Genomic DNA, 14,682 nt, shown 5'->3' with positions numbered 1-14,682 from the left:
CGTTAAGCAGGCAGCTGCTTCTGTGATTCGGGCGTATGTTGAGATGAATTCAGCAAATCGGATGGTACGCTCAACTCGCCAGTATGCGGGTCGATCAACCCGTTACGTTCGTCCTCGATGTCGGTAGCCTGCGTATAAATATCACCGGCAATCGGATATTGCCGCAGAACTTCTTTGAAGAGCCGGATACGTTCGGCCCGGTCGGCACTTTCGTTGGGGCCGCCATAGTTCGCAAAGCCAAAACCGCCCCATTCGCTGACAAGCAAAGGGACCTGGTGCCGATAAAAAAATGGATCACCCACTACCAGCGGAAAAGCCGCTACGCCTGTTAATTCGCCTGCGGTCAGCCGTTCGAGGAGGTTCCGCCAGTAAGCAAGGTCGGGCGTGTACAGGTGCGCTGTGAGAAGATCCGATTTCAGTAATCCTTCGTAAGAAACGTGCTGCCAGCCATCGTTATCAACGACCAGATACTGTGGATACGCGAGCTTCATGAAGTGGTACATATCCATAATATACTGCCGGGTTTCGGGGTTGCTGGCAATGTCCTGAGCGCCCCAGTCTTCGTTGTACAGGCTCCAGATGACAACCGATGGATGCGTACTGATCAGCGAAACCATGCGCAGCAGTTCGGCCTTGTGATTGTGGCGGCTCTTGGCCGTTGAACTATGTGGACTAGGGACTTCAACCCAAAGCATTAGCCCCAGTTTGTCGGCCAAGTTATAGATGCGGGGGTCGACCCCGGCAATGTGAACCCGAACCAGATTGCAGCCCAGTTCCTTCATGGAACGCATATGCTGCTGCATTTCTTCATACGTGGCCGTGCCGGGCTGGTAAAGAATCCCATCGAGGTAAATAGGCTCATTATTCAGGTACACGTGTCGGCCCCGCGCTTCTATTTTTCGTAACCCAAAACGAGTTTCGATCTGCGCAACGTAGCCGTCGGAGTCGATCAGCTGAGCAATGAGTTTATACCGGGTTGGCGACTCAGGCGACCAAAGCTCGGCTTTGTCGATGTCGAGAACTACCCGCTGCTGCTTTTGTCCTGCTTCGAGCCGCAACGGGAAATCCGACGTGGCCAACGTTTCGGATGAGCGCAGGTCTACGGCCTGAAGCCGCAGGGTGTAGTCACCGGGGTCATGAATGCGGGTCGTTACGCTAAACCGTACCAGTCGATTTTCTACCTCACTCACTACGCCCACCCGCGACCGGAGCCGGTTACGTTCGACCGTTTCCAGCCATACGCTCCGAACAGCGCCCGAATACGTCTGATACCAGATGCCTCCCCGCTTGTAAACGTGCGATTCCTGCTTGCCACGAGGAATTTCGGCATCCATCGTATCAGAAATACGTACCGTCAGCCGGTTGCTGGGGCGGAGATACTCTTCCGGTAACTCATAGGAAAACGAGGTGTATTCACCAAGATGAACCTCTTCATTTTCAATCGTATGCAGCGAATGACCATTCAGCCAGACGCGGGTTTCGTAGCCACAGGCGCCAAAGGTTAGCTGGATCATCGAGCGGGCTATAGACTCCGTCCGGTTGGGCAGCATAAACTCCCGTTCGTACCAGGCAACCACTTTATCCTGCCAGCCCAGGGGTGTCGATTGCCCTTTAGCCTGTGCCATATGGGCTTCGATGGAGCCGGGCCAGTGGGCCGTTCCTTCAAACGTATGTCCAACATACCACTGGTCATTCAAACCCCGGTCGTCGGGATCGAGCGAGAAACTCCAGTCGCCATCCAGTAATACGTAATTATTAGGTCGAAGAACTGCTCTTGGGAGTAAATTGGCGGGTTCCGCTTCTTGGTCCCGTTCGGGTCGGCTAGCCGAAAAACTGGCGTTAGGCTTTTTGGTTTCCATAAAATTCGTTTACTGGAAAGAAAACCAGTCGATGTTTGTATTGTTTCAATCAACGCTATAGCCTTACAAATCGTACGTAATACGTTGCGCTAATCGACAATTCAGCCAAGTCCCGGAAAGCTTTTCTGATAACTTCTAATGATTTTTGGGAGAGATCGTACCTGGCAGCAGGAAATACGCTGTATGAATTCTTCAAAGAGATAAGCAGAAGTAGGTTAAACGGCCAGTCCCCTTTATCATATGAATCGTTTTTGGGAAGCTATGCGTTCATGGACGTTGAGGGTATTGATCTGTGTAAGCGTTAGTCTGAGCTTGCTGACCTGCGTGGACCCTCTTGACTTATCGATCAACAGTTCTCTCAACGTATTAATTGTTGATTGCACCCTTACCGATAAAGCTGAGACTCAAGTCATTCAACTTAATCGATCTCAGTCCGATCGGCTCTCCGGTCGATTTGGGTATTTACCCGTCACCAGGGCCAACGTTCAGATCGTCGTTGATTCATCAGAGGTCGTGACGGCCCAGGAAACCACCGATGGCCGCTATCAGCTCCCTGCTGATTTCAAAGGGCAGGCTGGTCATGTTTACCAGCTCCGGTTTCGCTTATCGCACGGAACCCAATACGAGTCGACCCCGGAGCAACTACAGCCTGTGGCTCCCATAGAGCAAGTACGTGCCCTATTTAACCCTACCAGTTTAAGCGCCACCGAGCGTTTAAATAATGTCTATTCGGCGGCTCATGACTTCTATGTAGATTTTACCGACCCCGCAGATCAGGCCAACTATTACCGGTGGGACTGGATAGATTGGGAACGTCAGGAATGGTGCCGCAGTTGCAGTCAGGGACTCTACCAGATCAAGGATGCGCAGGGCAACTTAATTGAAGATTGTGTTACGTATAACTTTAATTCTTCCTTCGCGGCTACCTTTGATTACAATTGTCGAACGGCCTGTTGGGAAATTCTTTACAGTCATGATCTGACCGTATTCAAGGATCAATACAGCAATGGCAATCCCGTAAAAGCGCTGCTCGTTGGCCGCGTACCCCTCTATTCGAAAGAGCATTGCCTGGTTGAAATCAGACAAAGTTCACTCACCAAAACGGCTTACGAGTACTTTAACCGACTCAATGAGCAGACCCAGACTACGGGCGGAGTAGCGGGTGGTCAGCCTGCCCTGTTAATCGGTAACGTATATAATGTAGCCAGGATAAATGAAGCCGTAGTCGGTTATTTCACCGTATCCAGCGTTTCTTCGGTGCGGTACTGGTTAACCCGAAGTGATGCGACGGGCATTGCCCCAGGCTTATTTGTGGCGCTGAACGGGCATGGGCCGAACGATGAACCGCCATCCAGCCGGGATCGCCCGCCCCTGGCCGTTTGTGTAGCCAGTGATAGCCGAACGCCCAATAAGCCCGCAGGCTGGCAAGACTAATGTCTGTTGAATACCTGTTGCGTTTGTCGTGAAATCCTGCAATGCAGTTTGTTTAGCCCCTATTGTAATATCCTGTGTGCTTCCTCAGACCACGAAAGCCTTTGGTTGACCGAGGCTTTTTTTACATGCTCTGATTTTCTAATGCTTTAATATCGTTAGCAACCACCGATAGATCATTGTTGAATTGATGACCCCCGCTGGTCAGCAGGCGGACGGTTGCCTGTGGCAGATGTTGCGTATAAGTCGTCAGATGCCCGATGGGTACCACTTCATCATCCTGGCTCTGGTAGAGAAAAATGGGTACGTGCTTCGGTAGTTTACCCGCAAAATCTTCCTGCAGTTTGAACCCTTGTTTCCACGTTTCTTCACCATGCCAGAACGGTGTAGCGAGAAGAAAAAGCCCTGTTATCTTTTTTCGAATCTGTTTTTCCGATACATATTTCAACAGCATGGAAGCACCCAGTGAATGACCCACCAAAATAACGGCCCCTTTCCTTTTAGAAATTTCATGACCGATTTGCTTCTTCCGTCCCAAATCGGGTTCTGACTCATTGGGTAATAGCGGATAGTGCACCACGTAAGCTTCTCCTAAACGCTCCTGCAAAGAAGCTGCGAGTTTAGCATCAGCCGCGTAATCTTCTTCTCCTCCGCCATGAATAAAAACCACCCGTTTTTTCATACTACTGGAAGTTGGGTTGGAAAAGGTCACGACCTGCCTGTGGCTAAATCCAGAATCATTTTTGACGGGTTTCGTCCGTTTTTGTCCTTTCTGCAAAAGCTGTACACTTCTTCCTGAAACAGGCCATAAGGCACCCTGGAAAGCTTTGGGTACTGATCAGGTTGGCTCGTCTAAAAATTGACGTTGGCCTTTTTGATTTCTATACAATAAGTTAGAAACCAGCCGAAGTTTGTATTGTTTGGGCATGTTTGTGCCGTACTGGTTAGTATTGAACTACGAGAAACAATAAAAAGCCACCTATGCTTTGTGACCGCTGTATCGCAACACAAAGCATAGGTGGCTTTAACGTGGAGAGTACACGTAATACGTTGAATTTTAGCTTATGCAGACCGCGATAGTTCGCACAGCCGATGGTTATGGACTACTGTTTCTATTGGCTCTTGAAGACTTTGAGGGTTTGTGCCTGGTTCAAACTGCTCACCCGCAGCAGCAACACCCCCGCCGAAATCCCACTCACCGACAAGCGCTGCCGCTCCACCTCGGCCGCCTGCTCTACCTGCCGCTCACCAACTAGCTTGCCCGACCCATCCCGGAGTTGTAGCAACAGCGGCTGACCTTTGGCCCCCCAGATGTCCACCACCAGCTCCGAACCCACCACCGGATTGCCCTGAATTACCGCCCGCAGACTGACTAACTCCTCCAGAGCACCTTCGCGGGCATTGCCGCAACTGCCACTGCCATTACTGCAGAAAGCGGCAAAATTACCCCCACCGGGCAGGCCCGTATTGCCACTGATGTCGACGGTACGTCCGCAGAGCGCACTCAGGGAGTTGGGCAGACAGCCACTCAGTTTATTATTGTTGAGAAACAGCTGTTGCAGGTTGGTCAGCGAAGCCAGGCTGGCGGGGATGGAGCCAGTGAATTTGTTATTGTTCAGATAGAGCAGCACCAGACTGGAAAGCTGGGAGAAGCTGGCAGGAATAGCGCCAGTCAGCTGGTTTTTGCTCAGATACAGGGCTTTCAGCTGGCTCAGCATGGAATAGCCGTTGGGAATCGACCCGGTGAGCTGGTTGTTGCTCACATCCAGCAGCTGCAACTGGCTGAGTGCCGAGAGACTGGCAGGCAACGTACCACTAAAGGAATTGCCGTTCAGATAAAGCAGTTGCAACTCGGAGAGCGTAGCAATACTAGGTGGAATTGGTCCATTCAACTGGTTTTTGCTCAGATTGAGCACCCGCAATTTAGTGAGGGCCGCCAGACTGGTCAGTTGGGAGTGACTCAACTGATTGTTGAGATGGTTGTTAGGGAGTTGCAGGGCAATAACCCGCCCACTGGGGTTACAGGTAACGCCGTACCAGCCGCAGGGCGAACAGCCGCTGAGCCAGTTGGTATGATTGTCCCAGGTTGACCCGTGCGTATCATTGTAGAAATCGACCAGGGGCTGGTAGTCAGGATTGGTTGCATTAACCTGAACCGGGGTAGCGGCCGATGCGGATGCACCTGACGATGTGATGGTTAATGTGAAGGTCTGAGCTCCTGATCCATTTACCGTCAAACTCTGACTAAACGTAGCCGTAGTAGCCATGCCGGTCAGTATATTTCCTTTTCCGTTGGAAAGCGTATAGGAATACGGTGCACTGATGTTTCCTACGTTAGCTGTGAATTGAACTGGATATCCAGCACAGCTTGTTGATGGATTTGCTGTGAAGTTAGTCAGTGTGATGGTTTGAGAGAGCGTCGAACTGAGTTTTACGGCCCAGTAATCGTACCCGCCATGATATCCGGAAACATCGCCATCGCTAGAGCGGGTGTATCCAGCTACAACAATGCCTCCGTCTTCGCTGATCGCTATTGCATTACCACCATCAGCATTTGATCCTCCCAGTGCTTTTTGCCAGCGTAACTGACCGGTTCCATCCAGCCTGATTACCCAAAAATCACCGCTGCCATGATTTCCCGCTACGTCGCCATTGCTGGATTGCGTAAATCCGGTAACAGCGTAGTCGCCATTGGTGGTCTGAGTTACAGCGCTCGCTCTATCATTGCCCGAACCGCCGAACGCCTTCTGCCAGAGTAACTGACCGGTTCCACTCAGCTTGGTTATCCAGAAGTCGCTATCGCCGTGATTGCCGCTTACGTCGCCATCCGTAGAGATTGCATACCCCACTACCACATACCCACCATCTGCTGTTTTTGTGATGTTATCGGCCCCGTCGGAATCTGAGCCACCCAGGGCTTTCTGCCAGAGCAACTGGCCGGTTCCACTTAACTTGACTACCCAGGCATCATTGACACCATGAAATCCGGTAATATCTCCATCACCAGTTGAAACATATCCGACCACGACAATGCCGCCATCACTGGTGGTGGTTATTGCATTTCCCTGGTCTTCATCAGTTCCGCCTAGTGTTTTCTGCCAGAGCAAATTTCCCGATCCATCCAGCTTCACTATCCAGTAGTCGCCAAACCAGAACGACCAGTATTCCGAAGTAAGCACAGCACTGCCATGAGTGCCCGATACGTCACCGTCGTTGGAGTGTGTTGTTCCTCCTATTATAATACTACCATCGGCCGTTGTCGTTACGGATGAAGGGGTATCATCTGACGTACCGCCCAGGGTTTTTTGCCAGAGCAGATTCCCCGACCCGTCCAGCTTGATTACCCAGTAGTCTTCGTTAATGGTCTCGTTATTGTAATCAATGTATGTAGAGGATGTTGTAGAGCCAACTACCACAATGTTTCCATCGGGGGTCTCCGTTACAGCCCTGGCCCAATCATTCGGGTACATGAATAAAAAGTTAATGTACGGCCTTGCAAACGTTTTCTGCCAGACAAGTTGACCGGACCCGTTTAGCTTGACAACCCAAAAGTTTTGACTATTATCGACATTCGTAACATCTCCATCCGTGGAGTAGGTGTACCCTACCAATATATACCCGCCATCGGCGGTCTTTGTCATCGCACTTGAAAAATCATCTGAGGAGCCGCCCAGGGCTTTCTGCCAAAGTAATGTTGGTGCCTGAGCTACCGCCGACTGGTTCAAGCTTAGTGCCAGAATCAGTAAAAACAAGTAAACTAAACCTATTCGGGAATGAGCCAGCCGGCCCAGAATACGCTGACACAGCGTAGCTGACAAACGTAACGAATGTAACATGAGGGTAGAGGAAGTTAAGAGATGGAATAAGGATATTGATTAGATGTTAAAGCCAACTCAGATATGAATTATAATCCATATAAATAGAAGAGTTACTAAATGGCTCAATTGCCTTTTAGTGAGTTGATTAACAATTACATAGGGGTTAGGCTGATTGAATGATTGAATTGTTGGTTCTTATTCGATCATTCAATCACTCTATCATTCAACAATTCAATCATTAGCTAATGCTACCCGACCATTGGGTAGATGCCCGTATGTGAAGCCGGGTCGGAATCCGAACGGTACCGGGCTGGGGGTTTTTTGCTTTGTCTTCAATCAGATCAATCAATTGTTCGGCGGCTACCTGACCAATTTCCAGCGAGGGCTGCTCAACCGTACTCATCGGAGGAGCCAGTAGGTCGGCAACGGGCGTATTCGTAAACCCGATGAACGAAACGGTTTCGGGAATCGCTACGTTACGCATCTTCAACGCGGCCAGGCAGCCGATGGCCAGCCGGTCGCTGGCGGCAAAAAAAGCATCAGGCGATTGAGCCAGCAGATCGTCGATGATAGGGTCTACTTCATTACGCCCAAAACCAGCGTAACGGACCAGGCTTTCATCGTAAGGGATGTCGTACTTTTCCAGAGCCGCCCGGTAGCCAGCCAGTCGTTCCTGCATAATGGAAATGTAGGGGGGATGGTTATGTGGGCAATACGTCGTCGGCCCGTTTGAATCAGGTGTTCGGTAGCAGCAAAAGCACCTGCTACGTTGTCGGCTGTTACACCAGGAATATTGAGTTCAGAAGAAACGCGGTCAAACAACACAATCGGTAATTTCTTTTCCTGCAACAGCCGCAGATGCGATACGTCGGAGGTGCTGCTGGAAAGCGAAATAAGGAGTCCGTCCGCTTTTCGGGCTACCGCCTGCTGCACGGTCAGCATCTCCCGTTCGTAGGATTCGTGGCTTTGAAAAATGCTAACATGATAGCCCCGGTTATAAGCGATAGCTTCGATGCCGTTGATGACCTGTGAGAAGAAATTATTGGCAATCTGAGGGACGATGACGCTGATAACCCGGCTTCGATTTTCTTTCAGACTCAGGGCAATAGGATTCGGGCGATAGTTGAGCCGCTCGGCATATTCGGTAACTAAACGCTTGGTTTCAGGATTGATTTCATAACTATCCCGCAATGCTCTCGAAACGGTTGAGGTCGAAAGATTTAAGGCGCGGGCGATATCTTTTATGGTGATAGTCTCCAAGGAGGTATATTGGTAAAATACAAAATCAAACGGGCCTGTCAATCCTCACGAACAGAAGGGTAATTGAGAAAACAATGACTCATTTCGTGGGCGAAGGCGGCTAAAATAAAACCCGGCAACGTTCCCGATAACGTTTGCGTGAATAAATATCTCCAAAAGCTTCAATATAAAAAATAGCCTATTTAATCTTACTGTATCAATTCGCCATTCAGGGCTAAAATTGACCCTCTTTTTATCTGTAAAAAAACAAATTTTTTCGACGTAACGAGCACCCTGGGCGTCAGCCCGCATCTGTCGATTATCGCAAAAGAAAAGCCACTACTCGCACATAAATTATGAATTCGCTATCCGTTCAATCGCTCCCGCTTCTTCAGCCACGAACTGACGTCAGTTTGCCAACCGAATTATCCCTGCGAGACCTGCCCGAGCGGGTATTGCAGTTTGGCACCGGCGTTTTGTTACGTGGCCTGCCCAATTTTCTGATCGACCAGGCGAACCGGCAGGGTATTTTCAACGGACGGGTTGTGGTGGTTAAATCGACGGATGGGGGTGATATGAGTGCATTCAGCCGGCAGGATAACCTGTATACGGTATGCATTCGGGGCGTTGAGAACCGCCAGCTGGTCGAGCAGAACGTAGTGTGTTCGCCCATTAGCCGGGTATTGTCGGCCAAACAGCAGTGGGAATCGATACTAGAGGTCGCAACAAGCCCTGAGCTGCAGGTTGTTATTTCCAATACAACGGAAGTGGGGATTCAATTGGTCGAAGATGATGTCCGGCAGGCGCCCCCTGTTTCATTCCCAGGAAAATTACTGGCCGTTCTGTATGCTCGGTATCAGGCTTTCGAGGGCGATCCCACTAAAGGATTAGTGATCGTTCCGACTGAACTCATTCCGAATAATGGTACCAAACTCGAAGCGATTTTGCTGGAACTGGCCCACCTCAACGGGCTGGAAAGTGAGTTTATCGACTGGCTCGAAACGGCCAATACATGCTGTAACTCGCTGGTAGATCGCATTGTCCCCGGCCGACCCGATGCTGCAACCCAGCAAACGCTGACCGAGCAACTGGATTACAAAGACGAGCTGTTGACGATTTCAGAGTCTTACCTGTTATGGGCGATTGAAGGCGATGAACGCGTTCGGCAGGTGCTGTCGTTTCATCAGATCAGCGAGAATGTCATCATTAGGCCAAACATCGATCAGTTCCGGGAATTGAAACTGCGCTTACTGAATGGTACGCACACGCTCAGTTGCGGACTGGCCTTTCTGTGTGGGTTCAATACGGTTCGTGAAGCTATGGAAGATGATCGGATGGCGGCTTTCATCAGCAGTGTGATGCTGGGTGAATTAATTCCCGGAATTCCGTACAACGTAGACGAGAAAACGGCTCAGCGTTTTGGTTTTCAGGTACTTGATCGTTTTCGGAATCCATTTATCGAACATCGCTGGCTAGCCATCACCATGCAGTATACGGCGAAAATGCAGATGCGGAACGTACCGACGCTGCTCCACTACTATAAAACATTGGGTGTTACGCCCCGCTATATTTCCCTGGGATTTGCGGCTTACCTGCTGTTTATGCGGGCTACCACTCAGGAGGATGGGGTTTGGTATGGCGAACGCGACGGCGAAACGTACCCGATCAATGACCCGCAGGCGGGCTATTTCGCCGATCTCTGGGATCGCCTGACTCCGCAGGAACTTACCTCAGCCGTGTTGAAAAATACAGCCCTTTGGGGACATGATCTTAGCCAATTGCCGGGCTTTGCCGATTCTGTGGCAACGTATCTGAGCCAACTAATCGAAAACGGCGTACAGGCTACGATCTCCACTCAATTCGATCATTACGAAGTAGTAATAAAATGACACAGAACGTATTGAAAATACATCCCGATGATTCTGTACTGGTAGCCCTGGCCGATTTGCAGGCTGGCGATCAGGTACAGTGGGAAGGCGTAACACTGCTCGTAACGGAAGCCGTTCCGGCGAAACATAAACTGGCCATTCGGAATTTCGCACCGGGCGATCCCATTACCATGTACGGGGTGCTGGTTGGTAAAGCTAAACAGGCGATTCCGATGGGGGCGGCTGACAACGTTTAATGTACAGCATGCTACCAACAGTTATGATCTGCACGGATCATCCTACCAGTGGACACCCCCTGCCGTCGATCGCTGGAAAAACCAGACGTTTTTAGGGTACCATCGGTCGGATGGCCGCGTCGGAACGGCCAACTACTGGCTCGTCGTGCCGCTCGTGTTCTGCGAAAACCGGAACATTCAGGTTCTGGAAGAAGCCCTTATCAACGATCTGGGTTATGCACGGCGGCATACGTATCAAAATCAGACGCAGGAACTGATGGCGCTGGTGCAGGCCGGACGGACGGTTGAAGAGGTTTTGCAGGCCGATCTGGACCAGACGGCTCAATCCTTTGGAAACCTGGATCGCAAGCCGCTCCGTTTATTTCCAAACGTCGATGGAGTGAAATTCTTGGCGCACGAAGGTGGCTGTGGGGGGACGCGGCAGGATGCACAGGCGCTCTGTGGTCTGCTGGCGGGCTACATCACGCATCCTAACGTAGCGGGTGCTACGGTACTTAGCCTGGGTTGCCAGAACGCGCAGGTCGGTATGTTGCAGGACGAAATTCGTAAACGCAGTCCAGCGTTTGATAAACCCCTGTTTGTGCTTGAACAGCAGACAGTTGGTACGGAAGAATCGCTCATAAGTCTGGCGCTTCGGCAAACGTTCGCTGGTCTGATGCAGGCCAACGCCTGTAGTCGGCAACCGGCTCCGCTAAGTAAGCTGACCATCGGGCTGGAATGCGGTGGGTCGGACGGCTTTTCCGGCATTTCGGCTAACCCGGCGGTGGGGCATGCATCGGATTTACTGGTGGCGCTGGGCGGTACGGTGATTCTGTCGGAATTCCCCGAACTCTGTGGGGTTGAACAGGAACTCTGCGATCGCAGTGTCGATGCCGAAACGGCCAATCGGTTTCGGGAACTAATGAACACCTACGCCCAACGGGCGAAAGAAGCTGGTTCGGGTTTCGACATGAACCCTTCGCCTGGTAATATCCGCGATGGCCTGATTACCGATGCCATGAAGTCGGCAGGAGCCTCAAAGAAGGGTGGTACGTCCCCCGTCGTGGCCGTGCTTGACTACCCCGAACTGGTTACGCAACCTGGTCTGAATCTGCTCTGTACACCGGGCAACGACGTTGAATCGACAACCGCAGAAGTCGGTTCAGGCGCTACGGTCGTGCTCTTTACTACCGGCCTGGGTACGCCCACCGGAAACCCAATTGCTCCTGTGGTTAAAATCGCAAGCAATACGGCCTTAGCCAATCGAATGCCCGATATTATCGACATAAATACGGGCACGGTAATCGACGGCCACGAAACCATCGAGCAGGCTGGCGAACGACTGCTTGACCAGATCATCCGTGTAGCGAGCGGCACCGTCGAAGTAGCCGCCGTCCGTCACGGACAAGATGATTTCATTCCCTGGAAACGGGGAGTTTCCCTTTAGAATGATTGAGTTGTTGAATGATTGAATTATTGTTTCTTATTCAATCATTCAACAACTCAATCATTCAACAACTCAATCATTATCAATGAAAAAGCCCTTTCTGAACGACGACTTTCTGCTGCAAACCGAATCGGCCCGGCAGCTCTATCATTCGTTTGCCAAGCCGATGCCCATCATCGACTATCACTGCCATCTGCCACCCGATCAGATTGCCGAGGACCGAACGTTTGAAAACCTGACGCAAATCTGGCTGTATGGCGACCACTACAAATGGCGGGCCATGCGGACCAATGGCGTTGATGAGAGCTATTGTACGGGCAATCAGTCTGATTTTGCCAAGTTTCAGAAATGGGCGGAAACGGTGCCTTATACCGTTCGGAACCCGCTTTACCACTGGACACACCTGGAATTGCAGCGGTATTTTGGCATTACCGAAACGCTCAACGGACAGAGCGCCCGACGTATTTATGACGCCTGCACCGAACAACTGCAAACGCCGGATTTTTCGGTTCGGAACCTACTCCGTCGGATGAACGTAGAGACGGTTTGTACCACCGATGATCCGGTCGATTCACTGGAGTATCACCAGAAACTGGCGGATTCGGGTTTTGAAATCAGCGTATTGCCCGCTTTCCGTCCTGATAAAGCAATGGCCGTGGAGGATACAACGACCTTCAATCAATACCTGTCGCGCCTGGAATCAGCCAGCAACGTATCGATTGCCGATTTTGATGATTTTCTAACCGCCTTACGTCAGCGTCACGATTATTTTGCGGCTATGGGGTGCAAGCTCTCCGACCACGGGCTGGAACAGATTTATGCGGAGGAGTACACGGAGGCAGCGATTCAGGCGATTTTCGACAAAATTCGTTCCGGAAGTACGCTCAGCGGAGCCGAAGTGCTTACCTTCAAATCAGCCATGCTTGTTTATTTTGCCGAGATGGACTGGGAAAAAGGATGGACTCAACAGTTTCACTTAGGAGCGCTACGGAATAACAACTCCCGGATGCTACGTCAGCTTGGACCCGATACGGGCTGGGATAGTATCGGCGACTTTTCGCAGGCACGTGCACTGGCCCGCTTCCTCGACCGGCTCGACACAACGGATAAACTGGCAAAAACGATTTTATACAACCTGAATCCCGCCGATAATGAGTTGCTGGCAACCATGATTGGTAATTTCAATGACGGTTCGGTAGCGGGTAAAATCCAGTTTGGCTCGGGCTGGTGGTTTTTAGATCAGAAAGAGGGTATGGAACGGCAGATAAATGCTCTTTCCAATATGGGTTTGCTGAGCCGCTTTGTGGGGATGCTTACAGATTCGCGCTCGTTTTTGAGCTATCCGCGCCACGAATATTTTCGCCGGATTCTTTGCAATCTGTTTGGCAATGACATTGAAAATGGTGAACTGCCGGATGACATTGACTGGATGGGAAACGTTGTACAGAACGTGTGTTACGGCAACGCCAAAACGTATTTTGGATTTAGCAGCAAGCCCCTGGAACTTGCGGTTTGATTCACTCTGTCGTGGTGTCGGGTTTGAGAACCCTACATTGGAATCAGCCTTGAGTGTCAGGTTTGAGAACCCAACACCACCCTAAAGAGACCTTTTTACACGGAGGTTCTAGCCCCGTTCAGGGGGTTGGGAGTGTTCTCGGACAGGCAAATGTTCAGGAACTTGATCTTTTAAGAAGTATATGAATAGAGTTTGTTGTTTCGGTGAGCTATTATTACGGTTTTCGCCCGTAGCGGGTGGCGAATGGATTCGGCAGGCAGCCATGCCCGTATTTGTCGGTGGGGCGGAACTGAACGTAGCAACTGCATTGTCGAAATGGGGAGTACCAGTCAAATACAGTACGGTACTGCCCGAAAACGCCCTGACCGACGATATTGTCGGATACATTATCGAAAAAGGAATTGACCCGTCGGGTATTGTTCGCTTTGGGCAACGCATTGGTACATATTATCTGCCCCAGGGAAGCGATTTGAAACATGCGGGCGTCATCTACGACCGCGCGCATTCTGGCTTTTCTGAACTGACAGCGGGCAAAGTCGACTGGGAGGCTGTGTTGCAGGGAACAGGCTGGCTGCATGTAAGTGCCATTAGTCCGGCCCTGAGTGCAGAGGTAGCGGCTGCGTGTCGGGAGTTGCTGGCTGTGGCTTCGGCAAAAGGCATTACGGTATCCATGGACCTGAATCACCGGGCCCGGCTCTGGCAGTATGGAATGGACCCGACCGAAGTTATGCCCGGTCTGGTTGAGTATTGCGACGTAGTGATGGGAAATATCTGGGCGGCCAATGCCTTGCTGGGCATTCCGGTCGATGAGGCTATTCACGCGAAAGGAAAACCCGCCGACTATCTGGCGCATGCGCTGGCTACTTCGGAAGCCATTCAGGCCCGTTTTCCGCGGTGTACCGTTGTTGCCAATACGTTTCGGTTCGACGCGCCACCGTCCGGGCTTCGGTATTATACCACGCTCTACACCGGTGGTCGGCAGTACGTATCGCCTGAATTTGTAACGGAGTCAGTCGTTGACCGGGTAGGGAGTGGCGATTGTTTTATGGCCGGTTTACTCTATGGGTTGTATAACCAGCATGCACCACAGGCTATCGTCAATTTCGCAGCTGCCGCAGCTTTCGGTAAATTGCAGGAAATCGGCGATGCTACCGGACAATCCGTCGCTGACATTACAGGGCGGGTACATACACTGACTAGAGTAGATTCTATGGATTCCGTTGATTCTTTAGATTCAGTGTAGTGCTTTGTTTCAGTAGCAGCTGTCG

Annotated in this window: 7 protein-coding genes and 2 pseudogenes; 5 read left to right on the top strand and 4 right to left on the bottom strand. The window is 51.0% G+C overall.

The genetic code is table 11. The features are described 5' to 3' along the window. Positions 1–2: 2 nt before the first annotated feature. Positions 3–1,859: a glycoside hydrolase family 2 protein gene (locus LN737_RS20580; RefSeq protein WP_405511700.1), complete on the bottom strand. Its 1,857-nt coding sequence runs from the start codon at positions 1,857–1,859 to the stop codon at positions 3–5. 240 nt (positions 1,860–2,099) lie between these two features. Here LN737_RS20580 and LN737_RS20575 point away from each other — a divergent pair, with 240 nt between their 5' ends. Further along, positions 2,100–3,293 (top strand): DUF4249 domain-containing protein, encoded by a 1,194-nt coding sequence (locus LN737_RS20575; protein WP_405511699.1) that lies wholly within the window; start codon positions 2,100–2,102, stop codon positions 3,291–3,293. 121 nt (positions 3,294–3,414) lie between these two features. On the opposite strand, the gene LN737_RS20570 is transcribed toward LN737_RS20575, so the two are convergent. From LN737_RS20570 to LN737_RS20560, 3 genes and pseudogenes are all read right to left on the bottom strand, one after another. Then, positions 3,415–3,972, bottom strand: a complete 558-nt coding sequence (locus LN737_RS20570) for an alpha/beta fold hydrolase (protein ID WP_405511698.1) — start codon at positions 3,970–3,972, stop codon at positions 3,415–3,417. A gap of 430 nt (positions 3,973–4,402) precedes the next feature. Then, a complete protein-coding gene (locus tag LN737_RS20565; protein WP_405511697.1) occupies positions 4,403–7,126 on the bottom strand; it encodes a hypothetical protein in 2,724 nt (907 codons plus the stop codon). A gap of 220 nt (positions 7,127–7,346) precedes the next feature. Further along, positions 7,347–8,368 (bottom strand): annotated as a pseudogene (locus tag LN737_RS20560) (LacI family DNA-binding transcriptional regulator). A gap of 335 nt (positions 8,369–8,703) precedes the next feature. Here LN737_RS20560 and LN737_RS20555 point away from each other — a divergent pair. From LN737_RS20555 to LN737_RS20540, 4 genes and pseudogenes are all read left to right on the top strand, one after another. Continuing rightward, on the top strand, positions 8,704–10,236 hold the full coding sequence (locus LN737_RS20555) for a tagaturonate reductase (protein ID WP_405511696.1): 1,533 nt from the start codon (positions 8,704–8,706) through the stop codon (positions 10,234–10,236). Beyond that, positions 10,233–11,898, top strand: a pseudogene (locus LN737_RS20550) (UxaA family hydrolase). The gene LN737_RS20555 and the pseudogene LN737_RS20550 overlap by 4 nt, the downstream one beginning before the upstream one ends. 85 nt (positions 11,899–11,983) lie before the next feature. Further along, positions 11,984–13,414 (top strand): glucuronate isomerase, encoded by a 1,431-nt coding sequence (uxaC, locus tag LN737_RS20545; RefSeq protein WP_405511695.1) that lies wholly within the window; start codon positions 11,984–11,986, stop codon positions 13,412–13,414. A gap of 181 nt (positions 13,415–13,595) precedes the next feature. Beyond that, positions 13,596–14,657, top strand: a complete 1,062-nt coding sequence (locus LN737_RS20540; RefSeq protein WP_405511694.1) for a sugar kinase — start codon at positions 13,596–13,598, stop codon at positions 14,655–14,657. Positions 14,658–14,682: the final 25 nt, after the last annotated feature.

Source organism: Spirosoma sp. KNUC1025 (assembly GCF_045160025.1).
Classification (GTDB): domain Bacteria; phylum Bacteroidota; class Bacteroidia; order Cytophagales; family Spirosomataceae; genus Spirosoma.
Note: the sequence above shows the minus strand (reverse complement) of the source record. Positions and strands in the feature narration are given on the sequence as shown.

Coding starts and splice junctions, on each gene's coding strand:
- LN737_RS20580 (WP_405511700.1), bottom strand. CDS start 1,859: ATGGAAACCAAAAAGCCTAACGCCAGTTTTTCGGCTAGCCGACCCGAA.
- LN737_RS20575 (WP_405511699.1), top strand. CDS start 2,100: ATGAATCGTTTTTGGGAAGCTATGCGTTCATGGACGTTGAGGGTATTG.
- LN737_RS20570 (WP_405511698.1), bottom strand. CDS start 3,972: ATGAAAAAACGGGTGGTTTTTATTCATGGCGGAGGAGAAGAAGATTAC.
- LN737_RS20565 (WP_405511697.1), bottom strand. CDS start 7,126: ATGTTACATTCGTTACGTTTGTCAGCTACGCTGTGTCAGCGTATTCTG.
- LN737_RS20555 (WP_405511696.1), top strand. CDS start 8,704: ATGAATTCGCTATCCGTTCAATCGCTCCCGCTTCTTCAGCCACGAACT.
- uxaC (WP_405511695.1), top strand. CDS start 11,984: ATGAAAAAGCCCTTTCTGAACGACGACTTTCTGCTGCAAACCGAATCG.
- LN737_RS20540 (WP_405511694.1), top strand. CDS start 13,596: ATGAATAGAGTTTGTTGTTTCGGTGAGCTATTATTACGGTTTTCGCCC.